The 22,502-nt window shown below is 43.3% G+C and carries 18 protein-coding genes and 1 tRNA gene; 7 read left to right on the forward strand and 12 right to left on the reverse strand.

Annotation, left to right across the window (positions count from 1 at the left end; translation table 11 throughout):
- Window positions 1–149 precede the first annotated feature (149 nt).
- The 5 genes from V7K30_RS15195 to V7K30_RS15215 form a co-directional block, all read right to left on the reverse strand.
- Window positions 150–515: a four helix bundle protein gene (locus V7K30_RS15195; protein WP_335000496.1), complete on the reverse strand. Its 366-nt coding sequence runs from the start codon at window positions 513–515 to the stop codon at window positions 150–152.
- A gap of 101 nt (window positions 516–616) precedes the next feature.
- The gene (locus tag V7K30_RS15200) at window positions 617–2,887 is read right to left on the reverse strand and encodes a transglycosylase domain-containing protein (RefSeq protein ID WP_335000498.1); all 2,271 of its coding nucleotides are present in this window, start codon (window positions 2,885–2,887) and stop codon (window positions 617–619) included.
- Window positions 2,888–3,279: 392 nt separating this feature from the next.
- Window positions 3,280–4,044, reverse strand: a complete 765-nt coding sequence (locus V7K30_RS15205; RefSeq protein ID WP_335000500.1) for a hypothetical protein — start codon at window positions 4,042–4,044, stop codon at window positions 3,280–3,282.
- A 217-nt stretch (window positions 4,045–4,261) separates the two neighbouring features.
- Window positions 4,262–4,738, reverse strand: a complete 477-nt coding sequence (gene lspA / locus V7K30_RS15210) for a signal peptidase II (RefSeq protein ID WP_335000502.1) — start codon at window positions 4,736–4,738, stop codon at window positions 4,262–4,264.
- A 94-nt stretch (window positions 4,739–4,832) separates the two neighbouring features.
- Complete coding sequence (locus tag V7K30_RS15215) at window positions 4,833–5,420, reverse strand: biotin transporter BioY (RefSeq protein WP_335000504.1); 588 nt, start codon at window positions 5,418–5,420, stop codon at window positions 4,833–4,835.
- 791 nt (window positions 5,421–6,211) lie between these two features.
- Here V7K30_RS15215 and pstS point away from each other — a divergent pair.
- The 4 genes from pstS to pstB all read left to right on the forward strand — a co-directional run bounded on the left by pstS (window position 6,212) and on the right by pstB (window position 10,243).
- Entirely contained in the window at window positions 6,212–7,393 is a 1,182-nt protein-coding gene (gene pstS / locus V7K30_RS15220) for a phosphate ABC transporter substrate-binding protein PstS (protein WP_335000506.1), read from the forward strand.
- A gap of 141 nt (window positions 7,394–7,534) precedes the next feature.
- The gene (gene pstC, locus V7K30_RS15225; RefSeq protein WP_335000508.1) at window positions 7,535–8,485 is read left to right on the forward strand and encodes a phosphate ABC transporter permease subunit PstC; all 951 of its coding nucleotides are present in this window, start codon (window positions 7,535–7,537) and stop codon (window positions 8,483–8,485) included.
- 19 nt (window positions 8,486–8,504) lie between these two features.
- Entirely contained in the window at window positions 8,505–9,386 is an 882-nt protein-coding gene (gene pstA, locus V7K30_RS15230; protein WP_334827503.1) for a phosphate ABC transporter permease PstA, read from the forward strand.
- A gap of 50 nt (window positions 9,387–9,436) precedes the next feature.
- Window positions 9,437–10,243 (forward strand): phosphate ABC transporter ATP-binding protein PstB, encoded by an 807-nt coding sequence (pstB, locus tag V7K30_RS15235; protein WP_335000510.1) that lies wholly within the window; start codon window positions 9,437–9,439, stop codon window positions 10,241–10,243.
- Window positions 10,244–10,262: 19 nt separating this feature from the next.
- Here the strand turns inward: pstB and V7K30_RS15240 are convergent, their stop codons facing one another.
- The 4 genes from V7K30_RS15240 to V7K30_RS15255 form a co-directional block, all read right to left on the reverse strand.
- Window positions 10,263–10,424 (reverse strand): hypothetical protein, encoded by a 162-nt coding sequence (locus V7K30_RS15240; protein ID WP_335000512.1) that lies wholly within the window; start codon window positions 10,422–10,424, stop codon window positions 10,263–10,265.
- Window positions 10,425–10,651: 227 nt separating this feature from the next.
- Window positions 10,652–10,722: transfer RNA gene (locus tag V7K30_RS15245), tRNA-Gly, on the reverse strand.
- Window positions 10,723–10,772: 50 nt separating this feature from the next.
- Window positions 10,773–12,071, reverse strand: a complete 1,299-nt coding sequence (locus V7K30_RS15250) for a hypothetical protein (RefSeq protein WP_335000514.1) — start codon at window positions 12,069–12,071, stop codon at window positions 10,773–10,775.
- A 68-nt stretch (window positions 12,072–12,139) separates the two neighbouring features.
- Window positions 12,140–15,688 carry a response regulator gene (locus V7K30_RS15255; protein ID WP_335000516.1) on the reverse strand — a complete coding sequence of 1,183 codons (3,549 nt, stop codon included), beginning with the start codon at window positions 15,686–15,688 and terminating at the stop codon, window positions 12,140–12,142.
- A gap of 1,025 nt (window positions 15,689–16,713) precedes the next feature.
- On the opposite strand from V7K30_RS15255, the gene V7K30_RS15260 reads away from it, so the two are divergent.
- Window positions 16,714–17,346 carry a GNAT family N-acetyltransferase gene (locus V7K30_RS15260; protein ID WP_335000518.1) on the forward strand — a complete coding sequence of 211 codons (633 nt, stop codon included), beginning with the start codon at window positions 16,714–16,716 and terminating at the stop codon, window positions 17,344–17,346.
- Window positions 17,347–17,988: 642 nt separating this feature from the next.
- Window positions 17,989–18,543: a hypothetical protein gene (locus tag V7K30_RS15265; RefSeq protein ID WP_335000520.1), complete on the forward strand. Its 555-nt coding sequence runs from the start codon at window positions 17,989–17,991 to the stop codon at window positions 18,541–18,543.
- Between the two features lie 8 nt (window positions 18,544–18,551).
- On the opposite strand, the gene V7K30_RS15270 is transcribed toward V7K30_RS15265, so the two are convergent.
- The 3 genes from V7K30_RS15270 to gor form a co-directional block, all read right to left on the reverse strand.
- A complete protein-coding gene (locus tag V7K30_RS15270; RefSeq protein ID WP_335000522.1) occupies window positions 18,552–19,697 on the reverse strand; it encodes a histidinol-phosphate transaminase in 1,146 nt (381 codons plus the stop codon).
- A 169-nt stretch (window positions 19,698–19,866) separates the two neighbouring features.
- Entirely contained in the window at window positions 19,867–20,529 is a 663-nt protein-coding gene (locus tag V7K30_RS15275; protein WP_335000524.1) for a YqiA/YcfP family alpha/beta fold hydrolase, read from the reverse strand.
- A gap of 116 nt (window positions 20,530–20,645) precedes the next feature.
- Entirely contained in the window at window positions 20,646–22,022 is a 1,377-nt protein-coding gene (gor, locus tag V7K30_RS15280) for a glutathione-disulfide reductase (RefSeq protein ID WP_335000526.1), read from the reverse strand.
- A gap of 162 nt (window positions 22,023–22,184) precedes the next feature.
- Between gor and V7K30_RS15285 the strand changes: the two genes are divergently transcribed.
- Window positions 22,185–22,502 (forward strand): hypothetical protein (locus V7K30_RS15285; protein WP_335000528.1); only part of this gene is annotated, 318 nt, incomplete at its 3' end.

A 22,502-nucleotide genomic window follows, 5' to 3' on the forward strand; every position in this document is an offset into this window, starting at 1 on the left:
GCATTGGGCATTGGGCATTGGGCATTGGGCATTGGGCATTGGGCATTGGGCATTGGGCATTGGGCATTGGGCATTGGGCATTGGGCATTGGGCATGGGGAAGAGAATTAAGTTCCTATTCCCTATTCCCTATTCCCTATTCCCTATTCCCTATTCCCTATTCCCTATGGATTTTAGATAAGCATTAAACTTAGGCAACAGTTCATCAAGAATTGGTTTAAATCTGCTTACCTGTTCATTTGTCAATAACTGTCTGGCGTAGGCTAACCTCAACCAACTGATAGTTTCATACAAAGACCCTCTCGCAATCTTGACAAAACGTCGATTGTCTTGGTCGTTGTACCTACCTCTACCTTCTGCGATGTTCGCACAAATACTATCAGCAGACCGAACAATTTGCTTGCCCAATGTATCTTTAGTGAAATTGTCCCATCCTTGAACAATACGCCAGATTTCATTAGCTAGCTTTTCAGCGAGTTGATAAACTTTTAAGTCCTCAAAATCAGGTCTTCTCACAAAAGTCCATTGATTATTTATTGATCAATAGTTCCCAATCCTCATGCCCCATGCCCCATGCCCCATGCCCCATGCCCCATGCCCCATGCCCAATGCCCAATTTACCTTGTAACCCGCCTCATATAATTTCCCCACAACTGAGCTGCTTGAGCGCTGCTGCCAGATGTAGGGGAATTATTGTCGTTTCCCAGCCAAACACCAGTTACAAGCCGCCGACTGGGGATAAAACCTATGAACCATAAGTCAACGTTTTTATCAGTCGTGCCAGTTTTGCCAGCTTCCCCCAGTCCAATGGCAGCACTACGACCGGTACCTCTTGTGATTACACCGCGCATCAAACTAGTCATTTCATCGGCGACACCATTTGCCAGCACTCGTTTGTTGGCATCCGGATCTTGGTCGAAGGAGTAGATTACACGGCAGGTTTTGATATCATTGCGATCGCGGCAATCACCACTATCTAAAATTCGGTTAATCGCATGGGGAGGATTCCACACTCCACGATTGCCAATAGAGCCAAAAGCACCAGTCATTTCCAAAACATTGACCACACTTTGACCTAGTACCAAGCCAGGAACTGGATCGAGGCTTGACTTTATTCCCAAATTCTGTGCCATCGCCACCACTTTATTCAGCCCGATTTCTCTGGCAACTCGTAGGGCAATCGGATTTTCTGAAAGAGCCAGCCCGGTGGCAATATCTAAACTAGTGTCAGCACCAGCACGACAGGGTTTGTAAGTAAAGCCTTGCCAAGTTAAAGGGGCGCAAGAATAACTTTTTGATTCTGGAATTCCCTGTTGAATAGCAGCAGTATAAGTAAAGATTTTAAAGGTGGAACCTGGTTGTCTTTTGGCTTGAACAGCGCGATTGAACTGACTTTTTTTGTAATCAGTGCCGCCTACCATTGCCAGGATACTACCAGTACTGGAGTCAAGAGTGACCATCGCCCCTTGAGAAAAATTAAAATTTGCGCCACCATTATTGACTGAATTCCGCAACGCTGCTTCTGCTTGGCTCTGAAACGCTGGATCAAGCTGGGTTTCAATGATATAGTTGCCTTCCTTTGCGGCTCCCTCCCCCAAGATTGATTCCAGTTCAGAGAAGACGTAACTGTAAAAATAAGGAGCGATCGTCTTAGCTTGCTGTTCGCAGACTTTAGGACTAACTTGGACGGTGGAGCGTCTGGCTCGGTTCGCATCCTCAGGTTTAATTTTACCCATCTCCAGCAACCGCTTAATCACGCGATTCCGGTATTCAGCTGCTTCTAGCTTATTGTGACTATCCCCACAAAAATCGAAGCCGTTGGGGGCTGGTAAAATTCCTACCAAGGTTGCTGCTTCTGCCAAAGTTAATTCTTTAGCCGACTTCTCAAAGTAATATCGGGATGCATCCTCAAAGCCAGAGGTATCTCCTCCCAAAAAAACCCGATTTAAGTACATCAGCAAAATTTCATCTTTGCTGTAAAAGGTTTCAAGTTTTAGGGCGACAACTGCCTCCCGCAATTTGCGTCCAAGGGTATCCTGTCTGCCTACATACTCGCGGAACAAACTGCGGGCAACTTGCTGGGTAACAGTGCTAGCTCCTTGTTGCACATCTCCGCTGCGGCTATTGATCAACACGGCTCGTAAAATTCCCAGAGGGTCAACCCCAAAGTGCCAGTAATAACGACTATCCTCTGAAGCCACCACAGCAGCAGGCAAATAAGGGCCAAATTCCTCTAAACGCTTCATGTCTACATGAGAGGTAGTTCGAGGCTCTCTCAGCGGAGTAGCTCCATCACGGGCGTAAACAACTACTGGGGCGCGTGTAGCTGTAGGTAGAGGTTTAACTGAAAATTTCAGCCATTCGACGCCAATCACCAACGCTAACAGGGCACTGGTACCACCGACACCATAAGCTGTCCAACTTGCAGCTTTGACATACCAGGCTGGTGGATCGACGTATTGCAACCGCACAGAAGCGGCGAGTTCTGGGGGCCCCAGAGTCAGAATATCGCCGTGACGCAGTTCTAGGGAATTAACACGACGCTTGCCACGATAAATGCCATTGGTGGAGTTTTCGTCTTTGATGACAAAAATCGGCGTGCGCTGAGTAGAATTCCGCGATAGCGACAGGTGAATTTGGCTGACAACAGGGTTACGGATGACAATATCGCTGGATTTGGAGCTACGACCTAGAATATAGCGATCGCCCAACAGTGGATATACCTCTGCTTTATCCGCCCCCGCATCCTGCACCCAAAGTTCCGGTACTTTGGCATTAGGCTTGAGCGCCAATTTAGAAAAATCGACCCTAGCTTGAATAGTATGTACCGCTTGAGTCAGTTGACCTAGTAACGTTTGTGGCTTGTGAGGGGGTTGGGGAGAACTCATCGGCTATTCACATCACAGTTTTTAGTGAAGAATCGGGCGAATTACAATTTAGATGTTAATCTTCCATCATTTTACTCATAAGCCAAAGCATAAATTGGCTATACTGAACTTTTTAATCTAATTTATACTTAGGTTTAGCTTTTAACCAGAATTTATTTGTTATTTTCGTCAATTATTTACAAAGGCACAAATTTTTTCTCCATCCTCAAAGGCTTATTCTATCTACTATTACTAGTTCAATAACTACAACTATAATTTTTGCCTTTGTACTTTTAAACACTAGTCATCAACAAACAACAGATTTAATTTTTACCAATTTTACATATCCACATATTCTGCAACAAACCTAAATATCTTCATTTAGGAAGATTTTCTAAATCTTATTGTCTGTTTTAATGGGGCGAGTGTTCCGTTGAGGTTAATTTCAGAATGATGGGAAAATCTCTGACCATGATTGGTACAGCTCTATCTTTGGCGCTCACCGCTAACATTGCTGTAGCCGAATCCAGTAAATCCCCCATAGCCCAATCCAGTAGCGACTCCACTAGTGCACCAACGGAAATCAAGATGTCGCCAGAAGGGATGAAAATTCTGTGCGAGTATTTTCCGCTCAACTCGCGCTGTTCTGGTGGCACAGCAGCCACTCCTAGCACTCCTAGTAGCGCTCCTAGTAGCATTCCTAGTAGCACTACGGTACCAGCAGAAACTACTCCCAGTAGCACCACTACTCCAGATAGCACAACTGCACCAGGAACCATGACACCACCTGGATCTGGCACTCCTGGCAGCACAACAGCACCAGGAACCGTTACCCCATCTGAACCTGGCGCTCCTAGTAACTTAACTCCAGCACCAGGAACCATGACACCACCTGAACCTGGCGCTCCTAGCAGCACAACTACACCAGGAACCGTCACCCCATCTGAACCTGGCACTCCTGGCAGCACAACTACACCAGGAACCGTTACCCCATCTGAACCTGGCGCTCCTAGCAACTTAACTCCAGCACCAGGAACCGTTACCCCACCTGAACCTGGCACTCCTGGCAGCACAACTGCACCAGGAACCGTCACTCCACCTGAATCTGGCGCTCCTGGCAGCACTACCGAACCAGGTAGCTCTCCCAGTACTCCAAGTTCACCAAAAACTCCTACCACAGGCAATTAAATTAAAATCTGGGGCATAATCTGAATACTAGTTTGCCATCAGCGATCGTCGGTGCATCTTTCTTAACCTCTTGCATCAGTTATGCGAACTGGTGTTAGGTGACAAATAAAAATCGCTGAAACCCTATAGGTAAAGTCTTCGCATATAAGACTGAGCAAGGGTTTCAGTAATTAATAGCCTGGGATTAATCATCCCAGGCTTAATAGTTTAATGCGACCGACCAGTTGAAGTCGGTGTTTTTTGGAAGGAAGCAATTAACAGGCAAACAATACCGATACTAATAAATGAATCTGCCACATTAAATACAGCAAAATTAATCAGGCGAAAATCAAGAAAATCAACGACGTAGCCTAAAACAAAACGATCAATACCGTTGCCCATAGCTCCACCTAAAATCAAGCCATAGCCCAACTGATCCCACAAATTTAACGTCGCGCCAAACAATGCCAACGCTATCAATACTAAACTCACTCCTAAAGATAGCCAACGCAACCACTCTACTTTCCCACTTAACAGACTAAAAGCGGCACCAGTGTTAGTGACATAGGTGAAGTGAAATATCCCAGGTAAGAGTGGTAGTGTCTGACCCAAGCTAAAGGTTTGTACTACCCAGTACTTTGTTATTTGGTCTAAGAAAAAAGCTATGAAGGCAGCGATCCAGAAAAGACGATTTTTTAAACGCATGGTGAATTAGTCATTGGTCATTGGTCATTGATCATTGGGCATTGGGCATTGGTCATTGGTCATGAGCTTTTGACAAAGGACAAAGGACAATGAACTAATAAAACATTAAGTGACGCAATATATATGCTATTACAGTAACTGCACAGACCACAGTTAGTTGCCCTGGTAGTGCAAACCAGGAGTATCTGAGGATTGCTTGCATCAAGGGTAGATTTTCTGTGCCTTTCCACTGAAAAAGATAGCTAATAATCAAATAAGTAATACCGCATAGGTGGAGAGTTAACAAGCCACAGATGCAACTAAAGGCGAGAGTTTCTAGTCGAGGTCTAGCTTTAAAGGCGAACAAGCCACAAATCCAAGCTCCAGGAATAAAGCCTAGTAGATAGCCAAACTGAGATAGCTTGACATAACCAATCCCGCCGCCATCCGCGAATACTGGTAACAAGGTTAACCCCATGACTAAATAGGCAATTTGCGAGAGCGCACCGGCATTTTTGCCCCCTAAACAACCTACTAATAGTACTGCGCCAATTTGAAAAGTGACACCTAAAGAAAAAGTCTGAATTCCGTGCTTACTCCAACTCCAAGGTAAGGTGATGCCATAAGCTTCTAGGAAGGTGCCACCCATTGTCAGGAGTAAGCCAATCATTGACCATAGTAATTGATTGGAAGCAGCAAACATTTATCGGGCAACCAGGGAAAGGCAAAAGGGAAAACCAACAGGAACCAGTATAAACATTAATATTGAAATGAAGTTTGTGCTGACATCTTAAGAACTAGCATATTTGATTTTGCTTTTTTGGTACGTAATTTTTCAGTTCTGCGAATTGCGGCTTAGGTGTCTATTGTCTGATTTTATTGACTGAGGCGTGTTCTGATTGCGGTATTTGACCGAAAATCTGGTAGAATCAATATGATTGAGCTTAGTATTTGTACTAATTTTTCAGAGCATTGCCTAAATTGGCGACAAAGTGCTTAAGATATTTCCTTAATCAACTTTTTTAAGCGATCGCCCCGCCGATTCTGCTATAGATAAGCAATTTACTGTTTCTCTTAGCCTGGTTTGCCTAATAATAATTTCACTGCCTAGATGAGATTATTTAGTTATTTGCTTCAGGTCTGCTTCGACTGGTAAGCAGAAACTGTTTTCCATAAGCTTCCAAATTTATAAGCTTTTTGCTTTACCACGCTTTCTCATCTATTTTCATACTTTTTTCATGAGTTGACCCACGAAATTACACTACCAATAAAGTTTTGTAAATACGTATAACCAACTTCCTCTGGTACTATTTGTAGTTTAAAGTTTAAGTAAGAGTATAAAATTTATCAAGCAAAACTAGAAATAAGGGTTTGCTCTTCATCAAAAAAAAACAAGTATTTTTTGCTTTATTAACCTATTGTTAATCTTGATCGTTGTCCTTTAGGGGTATCTTAGAAACGCTCACCTGGAAAGTTACTAAAAAATTGATAGCGATGCTCTCACATCTTCGTGTAATAAAAACTCATCGCCTCACAGGTTCAATTTCAGTGTTAGCACTGACAATCAGCCTAGCGGCTTGTGGCGGACAGCAAACCCCAGATAATACAGCCACCAAGGATACGCCTTCTGGCACTGCTACAGATACTACTGCCTCTAGCCCAGCTAAATTAGACCTTGGCGGAACCGTAAAATTAACCGGGGCTGGTGCGTCTTTTCCGGCACCACTGTACGACACCTGGTTCACGGATTTGAACAAGAAATATCCAAATCTGCAAGTTGACTATGCATCAGTTGGTAGCGGTGCTGGAGTTGAGCAATTTATCAAAGGCACTGTAGACTTTGGTGCTAGCGATGTTGCAATGAAAGATGAAGAAATCCAGAAAGTACCACCAGATAGGGGTGTTATTTTACTGCCTGTGACTGCTGGTAGCATCGTGCTGAGTTACAACTTGCCAGATGTTCCAGAACTCAAGCTACCACGAACCGTTTACGCCGATATTCTGCTAGGCAAAATCAAGTCTTGGGATGATGCTCAAATTGCCAAGGCTAACCCAGGAGCAAAACTTCCTAAAGACGCGATTACAGTTGTTTATCGTTCCGATGGTAGCGGAACCACGGGTGTATTTACAAAACACCTCAGCGCTATCAGCCCGGAGTGGAAGAGTAAAGTTGGTGAGGGCAAAACTGTCAACTGGCCTGTGGGAGTTGGTGCTAAGGGTAATGAGGGTGTTACCGCTCAAATTCAACAAACTCAAGGTTCTATTGGTTACGTCGAGTACGGCTATGCCAAACAAAATAATCTCAAGTTTGCTGCTTTGGAAAACAAAGGCGGTAAATTTATTATACCTAGTGAGGAGTCAGCCTCAAAAACTCTGGCATCAGTAACTCTACCGCCTGATCTCCGCGTCTTCATTTCCGATCCAGAAGGGGCTGATTCCTATCCTATCGTCACTTACACCTGGATTTTGGCTTACAAAAAATATCCCAATGCGGCAAAAGCTAAGGCAATGGAAGCTGCGATCGAATACGCTTTAACTGAGGGTCAGAAGCAGGCTACTGCACTAGGGTATGTTCCTCTACCCCAAAACGTGATCACAAAGGTGGCTGTTGCTGCCGATCAAATCAGTCCAGATTATAAAATTTCTGTTGGCAGTGCTACTAGCGCTAACAAGTAAGCATCAAACACACCTAATCAATAGTAACTTGGAACACGGAGTTACTAAATGTATCACTTTAAATAGATGATGAGGCGACAATTTTACTAATCTGCTTGCCTCCCAAATTTTTCTCTGATTTAATTGTTAAAGTCGGTATTCATGACTACAAATTCTCAAAATCTGTCATCAGCGATAAAAAATCGCTCTGGCGCAGAAAAGTCCCTAGATCAGGGTTTTATTTGGCTGACTAAAATTTTCGCCTTTGGGGTTGCTGCCACTTTATTATGGATCGGGTCGCAGGTTGCAATTGGCGCTTGGCCTGCCATCCAAAAGTTTGGTGTCAGCTTTTTAGCCAACACCACTTGGAACCCAGTTAATGATAGCTACGGGGTACTACCTCAAATTTATGGAACTCTCTTGAGTTCTTTTATTGGTCTACTGATAGCAGTACCAATTGGGGTTGGTACTGCTGTTGTATTGAGTGAGGATTTTTTGCCCGCTAAAGTGAAGCTGGTACTGGTTTTCGCAGTAGAACTGCTGGCAGCTATTCCCAGCGTTGTCTACGGCGTGTGGGGTATTTTTGTTTTGGTGCCAATCTTAACCAGCTTGGGAAAATGGCTCAATAGTTACTTTGGCTGGCTGCCATTTTTTAGCACTTCTCCTACAGGGCCAGGAATGTTGCCGGCGGGAGTCATATTAGCGATTATGACTTTGCCCATCATCACAGCCTTATCCCGCGATGCCTTGATTTCTGTACCCCCCAGTTTGCGCCAAGCCTCTGTAGGACTAGGAGCAACGCGCTGGGAAACGATTTTGCAAATTCTCATCCCAGCAGCCTTTTCGGGCATAGTTAGTGCTGTGATGCTGGGACTCGGCCGGGCAATGGGAGAAACAATGGCTGTAACGATGTTAATTGGGAACTCCAACAACATCAGTATCTCTCTTTTAGCACCAGCCAATACGATTTCTTCTTTACTGGCAAATCAATTCTCAGAAGCTAGTGGTTTGCAAGTTGCGGCTTTAATGTATGCTGCTTTAGTTCTATTTTTCTTGACTCTGGTAGTCAATATTCTGGCAGAGTTGATCGTTATTAGAGTCAAGCGAATATAGCTTAGTTTTGGGTTAAATTATGACTTCTAGTTTTCCAGAGCGCAGTTTAACTCGCTCTCCCACCTCTCAGAGAACACTGTTTAATACAGTGATGACCGTAGTCGCATTTACCTGCGGAGTATTGGCGCTTTTACCTTTGCTAGCAGTGCTTTCTTACGTGATTATTAAAGGCTTTAGCAGTCTGAATCTGGCCGTGTTTGTGGAACTGCCACCCAAAGCTCTACAAAAGGGAGGAGGCTTTGGTAATGCAATTTTAGGCACGCTGCTGATGGTAGGAATTGCTGCCTTGATTAGCATCCCCTTCGGAGTTTTGGGGGCGATTTACATCACGGAATTTAGTTCGGCGAAAGTGGCCAGATGGGTACGTTTTGCTGCTAATGTCCTGAGTGGAGTTCCCTCAATTATTGCTGGGGTATTTGCCTATGGCATTGTAGTTTTGACACTGGTAAAATTGAACTTAGGATCATATTCCGCTCTGGGTGGAGGGTTTGCATTGGCAATTTTGATGTTGCCAATTATTCTGCGAACTACTGATGAAGCCTTGCAGTTAGTATCGCAAGATTTACGACAAGCATCTGTAGGGTTAGGAGCGACTAACTTTCAAACAGTCAGTCAAGTAGTCTTACCAGCAGCTTTACCAGCAATTGTAACTGGAGCAACGCTAGCGATCGCCAGAGCATCTGGAGAAACTGCACCCCTACTGTTCACCGCTTTGTTTTCCAACTTTTGGCCCGATAGCTTATTCCAACCAACAGCTTCCCTTGCTGTTTTGGTTTACAAATATGCCATTTCTCCGTTTAAAAATTGGCAATCACTAGCTTGGGCAGCATCTTTGATATTGGTATTAATGGTTCTGATCACAAGTATCATCGCTCGCTGGGCAACTCGCAAAAAAGCTTAATCAAATACATAGCGAATTTGGATCGCTAAAACTAATACTGCACTTAATTTATGGCTACCAATATTAGCACAGTGAATGATACTCAAACCGTTTTACGCACCGAAAACCTCAATGTTTACTACGGCAAATTTTTAGCCTTGCAGAATATTTGGCTAGATATACCGAAAAATCAGGTGACAGCCTTTATCGGCCCTTCTGGTTGTGGTAAAAGTACGTTGTTGCGATGCTATAACCGCCTCAATGACTTGATAGAGTCATTTCGGGCAGAAGGTAAAATACTTTTTTACGATAAAAACTTGTATGCATCCGACATTGATCCTGTAGAAGTGCGTCGTCGGATTGGGATGGTGTTTCAAAGACCAAACCCGTTTCCAAAATCCATTTATGACAATATTGCTTTTGGAGCCAAAATCAACGGTTACAAAGGTAATATGGATGAATTGGTAGAACGGAGTTTGCGACAAGCGGCTTTATGGGAAGAAGTCAAAGATAAACTGCGACAAAGTGGCTCATCTTTATCTGGTGGACAACAACAGCGGTTATGTATTGCTCGTGCGATCGCAGTCCAACCTGAAATTATATTAATGGATGAACCTTGCTCCGCCCTCGACCCTATTTCTACCTTGCGGGTTGAAGAACTAATTCACCAACTTAAAGAGCAATATACCATCGTTATCGTCACCCATAATATGCAGCAAGCAGCGCGGGTTTCTGATAAGACAGCCTTTTTTAATGTTAAAACTACAGAGACAGGTGGTCGTAACGGCTACATGGTAGAGTACGACGCAACAGAAGTAATTTTCAACAATCCTCAGCAGCAAGACACCAGAGATTACGTTAGCGGCAGATTTGGATAAATATTACACATTGTTGATGTTAGAGCAATGAGGAATACTCGGAAATTAAAGCTGTGCGATATTCCTCTAGTTTTTTTATTTGTTCGCCAAAGCTGGCGTAGGCGTAGCCCGCCGCAGGCATCGCTTGAGCAATTATGGCTGTTTCTTGATCAAGAAAAGCAATAATTAAGCTATTTAACATCAGACTTGCATTGACGACTGGGCGGGCAAGATATTCACTCCATAATAGAGCGACACATAGCGCAGTACTAGTGTTGGCTTGCCTTGCTATTTCTTCCGTACTTGTAGATTTTATGATGACTACTATATAGTAGGCATTCCATGATCTAAACAGTTAATTTTTAACTGCTTATTTTACCAAGCCAGACCTCCTTCTTGCACTAGTGCATTTCAGGGCTTTTTATTTTAAGCGGGCGGCGGGAATCGAACCCGCATTAATAGCTTGGAAGGCTATAGTTTTACCACTAAACTACGCCCGCGCTTTTCCAATCTAATAAATATAACACAGGTTTTGCAAAAATTCAAGCATTTATTTTGAATTGGCAGATTGGATTTTGATACGTACAAACAAATTGCTCAAACCTGGTTTTGTTCCATCGTTGTTATGAGCGGGAAGAAAGTTTTCTGTTTTGAAAACATCATTGAGAACTCGCTCATATGTGCTTTTTTCACTTTGTAGTGTTGCTGGTTCTATTTCTATAACTAGAGCCTGTTGAAAGTTGCCATTGCGATCAATTACCAAGCTAGCAAGGATCTGTGCAGGTTTAACTTCGGAATCGCGGGGCAGAAAACTTGAGTCCACTTGTTTTGTGTTGCTTCCCTTGTATAAAGCAATAACATCGGGTAAAGCATCTTGTCGTAATCTTCCTGATTGTATCAAGTTACTCACTTGCTCTCTAAGCAAAGGAGCTACTATTGCTACCGATGCCCCCTCAGTAGGAGTTGGTGGAGTTTCCCTAGTTGGAGTTGATGGAGTTTCCCTAGTTGGAGTTGATGGAGTTTCCCTAGTTGGAGTTGATGGAGTTTCTCTAGTTGGAGTGCGTGGAGTTTCTCTAGTTGGAGTGCGTGGAGTTTCCCTAGTTGGAGTTGATGGAGTTTCTCTAGTTGGAGTGCGTGGAGTTTCCCTAGTTGGAGTGCGTGGAGTTTCTCTATTTTCAGCTTCCGAAACTGGTGGATTTGATGGAATACCTGTTGGTAGTGGCGTTCCCTTTCCCATTTTGATTTCTTGACGGCGGTTCCAAGGTAGATTACCGACTAGAACTCTAGGTGTTGGTGTGGCTATAGGTTTCGGTGTAACTGTAGGTTTCGATGTGGCTGTAGGTTTCGGTGTAACTGTAGGTTTTGATGTGGCTATAGGTTTCGGTGTAACTGTCGGTTTTGGTGTGGCTGTAGGAACTCTCTGTTGTCTAAAGAGTTTACTATTAGGTTGAGAGGCGTAAGTTCGGCTCTTTTGTTGGAGATTATCAGCAGAATTTATTGCCCCAAAATCTTGGTTTCTGGGCGTAGTTCGTGCTGTTTGTGGTGAACGTGCTAGTACAGACTTTTGAGTTGCGGATAGTGGCTTTGGCGAAACCGTTTTGGCTGTTGATTTTGATTTGGTTATTGATTTTGTTTTGGGAGCAATGTCTATCAATTCAATGGGAACAACAGATTGACTTTGCTGGGGAAACCACAGACTAAATGCATTAGATGAGCGCATCAGCCAGAACGCCAGCAAGTGCAGAGAGACTGAACCTATAACGACAGAAATCCACAAACCTGGTGGGTCAGTATGTCGTCTCCAGACCTTGGCTGGAATTGGAGTTTTGTCTGCAACCGATGGTGTCATATTATAGAAACTGGATATGATTAGGCACTCTTACTCATTGCTAATGCTTTAAAATACCAGTCTAAATTTTAGCGATTAACCATTACCTCTGGTGTAACAGCAAACGTCAAAACTGTTTCATCTACTCCTTTAAGTTCTAGCGGACTACCTTTAGTAATTTCTTCTTCCTGCAAATAATCTGCCACGGCAGCAGAAACCAGGATAGTACCAGGAACAGCAGCAGCTTGCAACCTTGCAGCAATATTCACACTTGGGCCAATGGCAGTATAATCGGCACGTTCAGCGCTACCAAACATCCCCACAACAGCAGTACCTTGGTGGATACCGCACCGGAACTGGACGCTAGTAAGTTTGTCGCCATCGAATACACCTTGCTCTCGCCAGCGCTGGTTCAAGTCAGCCAGTGAGCGGTGCATTGCTCTTGCTGTATTGATAGCACGACGCACCTGTTCATTAGGGGTTAGTTCTTCTGGCGCTCCGTATAAAGCTAAGATAGCATCTCCCATAAATTTATCTACAGTGCCGCCATTGCCAAAGACAACTTTGGTCATGGCTGCTAAATATTCATTTAGCAACTCTGCCACTCGCCGGGATCTGAGAGTATTTGCTAGCTGTGTAAAACCCACGATGTCGCTAAACAAAACTGTAATTAAGCGTGGTTCTGGGCGCAAATCTAACGTTAAATCTCCGGTTGCGGCTTTTTGCACCAACACAGCCGGCAAAAACCGCTTTAGCACCGATTCTGTTAGATAAGTATTTAACTCCACGATTCGTCGTTCATTTTCCTTCAATGCTAAAAGATTCCGAACTTCCGCCAAAAGTTCCCGGTCATTGAATGGTTTTGCTAAATAAGCATCCGCCCCATGTTCTGTACCTTCGATGCGGGTTTCCTCGTCTACTTTCGCTGTCAGCAGAATAATTGGTGTTCCTTTCAGCTTCTCCTCATTGCGGATCATCTGAATCATCTCAAGTCCGCTGACCAAGGGCATCATTAAGTCAGTCACAATCAAGCTGGGTATAATTTCCTTAGCTATATTGTGCCCTTCATGACCGTTACGAGCCGTCTGCACATGATAGCCGTTGCGGCGGAAAATTTCAGATACATAGGTTCGCAAATCCGGGTTGTCATCTACAACTAAAATTGAGTGCTGAGTCTTAAGTGCTGAGTCTTTAGTATCAATACTGGGGGAGAAGTTTCTTGTAATATCTTCAATATTGTCTATTGTTGACTCTACCAGTTCTAAATCAGCCAATTCTACGCTAGCGCGGCTCGTATTTAGTTCGGCAGGCGTTTCTAGTACTTGCTGTGCGGGTAAATGAGTATTTCCAGTAACAAGCCATAAACTAAAGGTGGTGCCTTCGCCGTAAACTGATTCTACAGTGACTTGACCACCATGTAATTCTACCAATTCTTTAACTAAAGCTAAACCCAAACCACTGCCTTCATAGGAGCGGTTTGCTGAACCTTCAGCTTGGCGGAAGCGCTCAAATAGGTGGGGAATTTGTTCTTTAATAATGCCAATTCCAGTGTCTTGTACTTGCAATATGCAACGATCAGTATCAGATTTTAGTCTGATACTGATCGTGCCACCTTCAGGAGTAAACTTCATGGCATTTGACAGCAGGTTGTAAACCACCTTGTCAAATTTTTCCATATCCAAGTACACCGTAGAACATTCATCTAACTGGGTAGTGAGATGCAGTCCTTTTTTCTCACAGTAGGGGCGAAAAGACTCTACAATTTGGCTGACAAATTCGACTAGATCGCAAGGGCGGAAATTAGGCTGCATTCTCCCCGCATCCAGGCGTTGTAGATCCAGCAATTGATTTACCAGTCGCAGCAGGCGACGGGAGTTACGCAAGGCGATCGCACTTTGGGAGTAAGATAATCCCTCACCAGCCGCCACGGCCGACTCTAAAGGCCCTTGAATCAAGGTGATAGGAGTGCGAAACTCATGGGAGATATTTTGGAAAAATTCGGTTTTTTGTTTGTCTAATTCCAGTAAGCGTTCAGCTTGTTGGCGAGTTTTTTGATACAAGTGTGACTGTTGCACAGCGATCGCTGCTTGAGCTGCTACTGCTTTAGCCAAATCAATATCAGATGACAGCCATCTGCGGAGTTTGTTGCCTTCATGTAGGGTAATATTGCCGATACATTTACCATCAGCCAATAATGGTACAAACATTAGCGATCGCGCTGGCATTTTTAAAGGCAAATCAAAACCCTGCACTTCAGAGTGAGAACGACCCACATTACCAATTACCACTGGTTCATGTGTCTGTAGCATTTGTTGGAGGATTGGATTCTCCTGTATAGATGCATGAGAATAAGGTAATCTCTGTGTTAATAGGTTATTATTGTTACTGAAATTTTTGTCTGGGGCTGGCGATGCCTCCGGTGGGCTGTGCCTATGCGAGTTTTTTGGATGTTGAAAACTGTCATACAAGCCCACACACTCGACAAACTCATCTTCCTCTGTCCACAAAGACAAGACACAGCCATCGACTTGTAAAGCTTGTCCCAATTGCTGGGTGATAGCCGCAAAGATATCTTGGGGGTCTAAGCTAGAGCGAATCGCGCTAGTAATCGTATTAATTAGAGCTTCTCGCTTGGCAAGAGCACGTACTTGTTCGTAAGCATAAGCTTGAGACAAAGCTAAAGCCGCCTGATCCGCTACCATCAACACTAGCTGCACCTCATCATCCCCCCAGAAGCGAGGCAGAGAACACTGGTGCAGTGCCAGCACTGCCATCAGTTCTTGTTGGCAGATCAATGGCACAACTAAACTAGAACAAATGTTGGCAGCAGCAAAAGCTTCCCCACGTTGGCGCAGTTCGGGAGTATTACCGTAAATGCGCTCATCATCTATTACATCGTGAATCACCTGGACTTCGCGAGTTTCCCACACCGTCTGAGCCAAAATAGGCAGAGGGGTAGAGGGTGAGAGGGGCACAGCAGAAGAATTATTTGTCTGCACCTCTGCTGGTATGTGTTCCCCTGCTTCTTGAGAAAGAGCTTTCTGATAAATGAATCCTTTATCCGTCAACTGCTCATCTTGAAAGGGACGCAACAGACAGACATCCACCTCCAACATGTGGCCTACTGTATCTACAATTGCCTGCAAAATTTGTCTGTAGTCTAAAGCACTGCGAATTGTATTTGTGACGGTATTAAGCAGCGATTCTTGTCGGAGTGTGCGCGTAAGTTCGCGGGTGCGGGCTTTGAGGACATTGTGAGTATCCAAAGCTTGGCGTACCACTGCTTTGAGTTCCTCAGCTTCCCACGGTTTAGTGACATATTTAAACACTTTACCAGCGTTGATTGCTTCCACCAGGTCTTCGACATCCGTGTAGCCAGTTAAAATAATCCGGATAATATCTGGATATTTAGTTGCTGTCTGGCTCAAAAATTCTGTACCGCTCATCATCGGCATCCGCTGATCGGAGATGATCACCGCGACCTCTCCCTCTTGAGCCAGCAGATCTAGAGCCGCAGGGCCAGAGGTTGCCCTTAGCACCTTATAGTCGCGATAGAAGGTGCGGTAAAGCAAGTCAAGGTTGTCTGGCTCATCATCGACAACCAAAATTTTAGGCTTACTGTTTGCTTGGGATTTCATGCACCGCTTTCCTGCTGCAACCGCAGTCGGATAAAGAATAATCTGATCAGGTAAGGATTTTTCTGAGTCAGGTAAGAGCAGAGCATTTCGACCAATAAGGCTGTTTGGCTACATGACTGCTGAGTGTAGGAGCGTTTACTCACAGTAATTCGTCTCAATGGCTTGTGCTCATTACCGTTTGCTTTGGTGCAGTGTAATTGCTTTCATAATCAGTTTTAGTGTTACAGAGTCGATGCTTGCTTGCCAAATTTTCCTTCACCTCCTGTGAGTAATGTCTGATACTACATACAGCGCTCATAGCTAGCTGAAGAATCCAGATGAAGCTGCATATTAAGTTTTCCCTCCGCAGCAGTTGTACTAACACTTGCAGGTAAATTTTATTTATGGTAGTCATGGTAGAGTCAGAAATATTAAAACAATAAGATTTAAAGCCAAAGTATACTATTAGACAAATACCTCCTTCTAATTTAGCAATCAGAACTATCATTAAGACAAGTGGTAGTGGTTAAGAAGTTAGGGATTAGGAACCTTGCAGATTCTTCCCCAGTAGCTGTACAGCCTGTTCCTATAACTTAGTAGCAAAGTTCTCTTAGTGTAGGCGGCAACTGCATAAACAAGTTCAGTACTGCAACCAAAGGTGGTTTCCAACCAGAGTTTGTCGGTAGTGTACTTACTTAACAATTTTGTAGGTTATGCCTACGGGCAGGTTATGCTATTTATCTACCCATTCACCTAAATCTGTACGACTTTACAGATGTTTTTGTGGTAAATAGACTGATATCCTTCCTACCTAAAGCAAAGGATGCACCTGAACTTACTGAACTTAAGATTGTAGATTTATGAAGCTGTAACTTCTAAGACTCTTTCAAAAATACAGTCTATAAAGCCCCAAACTAAAGTGTAAAACTTTGTATGCTGTATAAGCAAAAGCGAATTAGCAATCTTAGGTCAGTTCAATATTCTAGGTAGATATAAAGTTTTTATTCAGTTTAAATGGTGTTTGAGGATATTTGAGAAAATTTTCGTTGAATAAAATCAATAGTAAACTAGCCTTGAAATATCGGTTTTTTCATCCATACCAGGAACAGCCAATCGATCCAGCTTGCTGCCAATTCCAAATTCGTACAGCTACACCTGCTGATTTGATCGGTGTTTCTCAAATTATTGCTGAAAGCTTTCACTCCCAAAAGGGTATGTGGGGATGGGCTTTTCCATTGCTACGTCTGGGTATTTACGAAGACTTAAGGCATCGGATGGCATCACCTCCACCGCGTCATGTTTGTTTAGTCGCCTTTGAAGCTACTAGTGGTGCGGCTAATAACTTAGTGGGAAGTGTGGAACTGGGTGTACGTTACAGTGATTCGTGGAGCCAGGCTGCTATGGGTTTTCCTTACTTATCTAATTTAGCGGTTCACCCAAAATACCGTAGACATGGTGTGGCTTCATCGTTACTGACTAACTGTGAAAAAGTCTCTCGCGAGTGGGGATTTCAAGACTTATATCTTCACGTTTTGGAAAATAACCATCAGGCAAGGCAACTTTATTTCAAGGTGGGATATCGCGTGCATAAAGTGGAATCGAATTGGAATACATTTTTACTAGGACGCTCAAGCCAGATGTTCTTGCACAAGCACCTGAATGCTGATTCCACTATTTGAATTTTATTTTAGTAATTGTGAATTTTGATGTTGTAATTAGTTTGGAGAAAATCTATCACCAATATCGATAATCAAAGCACAAACTAACCTAATTAAAACTCTGCCAAGATTAGCTAAGTCTAACTATTTAGCTAGATGCATATAGCTTTCGATAATTCGTCTAAGGAGATTTCATTTAGACTTTTTACAGATATTCCTATTCATCATATTAAGAAAAGTAGAACTTTTCCAAAGTTCTCTTATAATGATTAAGTGTTACATTTCGTATTTTTTCTTTGTGATTATTTGTAATGAAAAAAAGCTATTTTAGAGTATTTTATTAGATAGATAAATAAATGAATTATGCTGGAATAACTGTACAATTACCTTAGAAAATCAGGAAGCCTCATAATAACTTTGTAATTAAGATATTCATCTTTATAAAAACTTTAAGAAAACACTCTGCGAATTTGAAGACAAATCTAGTTATATCTCATAAAATATGATCACTCAATTACTAAACAATGCCTATTTATTTTTATCTAAGTTAAATTTACCAAAAGACTCTTGATAATAAAAGAATTCAAAAACCTGATTTGACATAACAGTTAATTCCGTCTTGAAGTGCATACTACTACCAAATTCGTTGAAAGTTTAAAAAACATGGATAGCGAACAGCATCGGCGCTATCAGACCTCTATGGTATCAACTTATTACCCTGAAACTAGTTTCCTTGACTCTCTTGTCATGCCAGATGGAACTGAGCAATCGCAAAGCTCGGATATCCTTACACGTTTACACAGTGGAGAAGTTTTCATCGTCAATAGTCGTAGACGAAATGGATTAATCCTCTTTAAACGCTACCATGCAGAGTTTGCTGGACCTGGGGCTGCTGTGGGTGGGGATTATGATTGTGATTGCCAAAGGGCATTGCCCATAGGTAATCTGTCCTTATTAACTCCTGAATCTAATGAAGAACGCCAGAAGGCTTACTTGATTAGGCGACAGTGGATCAGATTGATCAAACAAATTACAGAAAACCCAGTACCTGCACAGCGAGTTCAAAAAATTCTCGATCAATTTGAACAATACTTTCCACCAGAAATAGTGGCTCTTCTGCCGGATGTTGCTTTTGCTCTTTTAGTAGGTGTGCTGCCACAAACAGTGGGAATAGTACGCCGTTTGGGCAGTGAGATAGACAGCCGATTTAATTACTGAGTGAATTGCTAAAATTCCAAATTTGCCAAAGCAGCTTGGACTCGATTAACGGTGCGGGCGTTTTCCTCTATTGTCCCGACAGTAATTCGCAATCCTCCGCTAATGTGTCGCACAAGGGTGCCGAGTGCTCTAAGTTTTTGGTGGAAAGTTTTTAACGCAGTATCTTCTGAATTAAAGCCATTTGGTTTAAGACGTAGGTAAATAAAGTTAGCAGCACTTGCAGTAATTTGTAGTTCTGGTTGCTGGGATAAAATTTCGATGAGTTTGGCTCGTTCACTCAGGGTTTGAGGAATTGACTCTAGCAAGAGGGTGCGGTTTTGTAAAGCAACTAATGCTGCTGCTATGGAAAAGCTAGGGAGATTGTAAGGTAAGCGAACTTTTTCTAAAATGGCGATCGCTTCGGGATGAGCGATGCAATAGCCAACACGGAGAGCTGCCAATCGAAAGGCTTTAGAAAAAGTGCGTAATATTACCCAATTGGGACGCTGTGATAATTCGTCTACTAGGGTAGTTTGGCTGAATTCAAAGTAAGCTTCATCAATTACTACCAAAATATGTTCGCTCAAACTTCTTAACCATGCCAACTCTGCCGCAGTTAAACTATTGGCAGTCGGCGAATTAGGATGCACTACAAAAACTACGCGAATGGGGGGATTTTGAGTTTTTTCGATCGCAGACTGTGCGGCGCTGATGTCAATTTCAAAATTTGTTTCATTTCTACCCACCGCCACTACAGGAATACCCAAAGTTTGGGCCAGAATTCCGTACATAGAGAAAGTGGGATTGGCAACTAGAATTGAACCTTCTCCTCCTAAACATGTGGCGATTAATAAGGAGCGGATCAACTCATCTGAACCATTGCCAACAGAAATATTGGCAGCAGTATTGGATAGTGAGAGGCCGGCTGACTCATTGACGTACTCAGCGATCACATCTTTAAGTGTTTCATGTCCGCCATCTGGATAACGATTTGTTTCAATTACTTGCTGATACGTCCAGGCCAGCTTCTCTTTTAACTCAGGTGGTAAATCATAGGGGCTTTCATTTGTATCCAGCCGATCAAACTGTGTGGGGACAGATGCGGCTGTATCGCTGCTGGGGTGAGGTTTGTACGCGGTAAATTGGGCTAAATCTGACCGAATGAAGGGAAGCATATCAATTTTAGATTTTAGATTTTGGATTTTAAATCAATACTGTTCACAAAAGACTTATTTTCCCTTAACCATCCTTGATAGTGGGTGAATATAGCCTCCTTGGATCTACGAGTTAAGTAGTACTTACTGAAAAATATTAGGTTAGGTCTGAGTTTAATATTTTACAACTTTAAGGTAATTGGCAAAACAGACGAATTCCCTGCCAAATTTCTTCCATAACATTACCCAAGGCGTGGTCACTGTCGAGTTCGACTAACTCCACCCAAGCACGCGAACGCGCAAAGTCACGACTAGCTTCGATAGGAATGACTTCATCCTTTTTACCATGCAAAATCAGCGTGGGGATAGGACGTTGCAAAAGCTTTTCTTGGTATTGGGCAGCATCTGTAACGAAATCGTAACTTAAAGGAAGCGTAGACGCAAAGCGGCTTGTCGTTAGACATCGCTGCTCCCCATAGTGGTAAATCATCAGAGATTTTTCCTGTTGCCAACGCTGTATTTGCTCATCCCCTAGCTTGGGCAACCAATGGGATAAAAACCCAAAAGCTGGTGCTAGCAAAACTAAACGTTGAACTTGTAAATTTTGCTGTCCCAAGTGGGCAGCAGTCAAACCGCCCAAGCTTGAGCCAATGAGTGTTACTGGTATAGGATGATCAGGAAATTCTGCGGCAACTTGAGTTAGCTGACGAGTGATTGTCAACTGTGAAAAATCACCAGCATTCAAGTCGGGAATTTTCAGCTTTGTCTGAATTTGGGCAAAGCGATCGCTTATATGCCGCGCCTTGGCAGAATTAGGGCTGGAAGCAAAGCCGTGAAGATATATGTAGTGCAAGGCTGTAAATAGTTAGGAGTGAGGAGAGACGCGATTAATCGCGTCTGTACAGGAGTTAGGAATTTTAAGTTTTAAGTTATGAGTTTCTTTCTTAAACTCATAACTCATAACTCTTATTACCGCATTGTGACAAATTCCTCTGCGGCTGAGGGATGGATACCCACAGTGGCGTCAAAGTCTTTTTTAGTTGCGCCCATCTTCACAGCGATCGCCACACCTTGAATGATTTCAGCGGCATTTTCACCTACCATGTGAGCGCCTAGCACTTTGTCGGTGTTGCTATCAACCACCAACTTCATCATTGTCTTCTCTTGCTTACCAGTTAAACTATGGTACATGGGGCGGAAGCGAGTGCGATAAATTGTTACAGCATCACCAAATTTCTCGCGTGCTTCGGCTTCTGTCCAGCCGACTGTAGCGGCTTCTGGGTTAGAAAATATTGCTGTGGGTACAGTTTCGTGACTGAATTCGCGGCGGTTATTCCCAAATTCAGTATCGGCAAAGGCACGACCTTCGCCAATGGCTACAGGAGTTAAATTAATTCGGTCAGTGACATCGCCAACAGCAAATATATTCGGTTGACTAGTTTGACTATATTCATTGACTGCGATCGCACTTGTGGTAGGGTATCCAGGCCCTTCGATAGAACTGGCGATAACATCAACCCCAGCGTTTTCTAAACCTAGTCCATCTATATTGGGAGACCGACCGATCGCTACTAAAAACACATCGGCAATTACTGGTTCTTGATCGTCCCCTGATAAAGTCAGTTTCAACCTTTCTGGCACACCTTCAACTGTTTTTACCACATTATTCTTAATCAGCCGAATTCCGTGGTTTGTCATTCCCTCTTCGATTTCTATACGGACATCCTCATCAAACCCCTTCAAAATCTTTTCACCTCTGGTAATTTGTGTCACCTCAGAACCTAAACCGCGCATGATACAGGCAAATTCCGTGCCAATATAACCAGCACCAATAATAACGATGTGTTTCGGTTGTTCTTTTAGATGAAAGATTTCGTCGGAGGTAATGCCATATTCCATACCTGGTAAATCTGGCTTGACAGGACGCCCTCCAACAGCAATTAAAATTTTGTCTGCTGTAACTTTACGTCCATCAACTTCTACGGTGTGGGGATCTACCAACGTGGCGCGACAAGGAATTAGTTCCACTCCCGCTTTTTCTAAAAAGTTTATATGTAGTTGCGACAGTCGCCGAACTTCCTTATCTATAGATGTAATGAAATATTCCCAGTCCAACTCTGCATTACCCACTTTCCAGCCATAGCCTGAAGCGTCACTCAACAGTGCGGGAAAATGAGAGCCATAGACCATGAGTTTTTTGGGAACGCAACCGCGAATCACACAAGTGCCACCAACTAAATCATATTCAGCGATCGCCACTTTTGCGCCAAAGCTAGCCGCCCGTTTGGAAGCCGCCAAACCTCCAGAACCAGCACCAATTACAAACAGGTCGTAATCAAAAGTCATAAATTTATGTTCTCTTTAGCAACAAGTGAATTCCTGGGAACTTACACACAGAATCTGATTGAACTATATAAGGATATCCGGTAAACCCTGTGTAAGTCCTGTCCTTGATTTAATCTAGCGTTAGCAGTTGCTATCAGATCGTAGGGAATATCACTTTTTGCTTTGGTGGCTGTAGAGGCAGAAGTTAACACTTGTTATAGTTCTGCCTTTGGCATTGGGTATAAATTTACGTTTATGTGGTTGGTATTACTGGTGTTGGGACTACAGGAGTTGTTGGTGTTGGGACTACAGGAGTTGTTGGTGTTGGGATTACAGGAGTTGTTGGTGTTGGGATTACAGGAGTTGTCGGTGTTGGGATTAGAGGAGTTGTTGGTGTTGGGATTACAGGAGTTGTTGGTGTTGGGATTACAGGAGTTGTTGGTGTTGGGATTACAGGAGTTGTTGGTGTTGGGATTACAGGAGTTGTTGGTGTTGGGATTA

Origin of the sequence: Nostoc sp., from assembly GCF_036917655.1 — a bacterium.
Lineage (GTDB): Bacteria > Cyanobacteriota > Cyanobacteriia > Cyanobacteriales > Nostocaceae > Nostoc.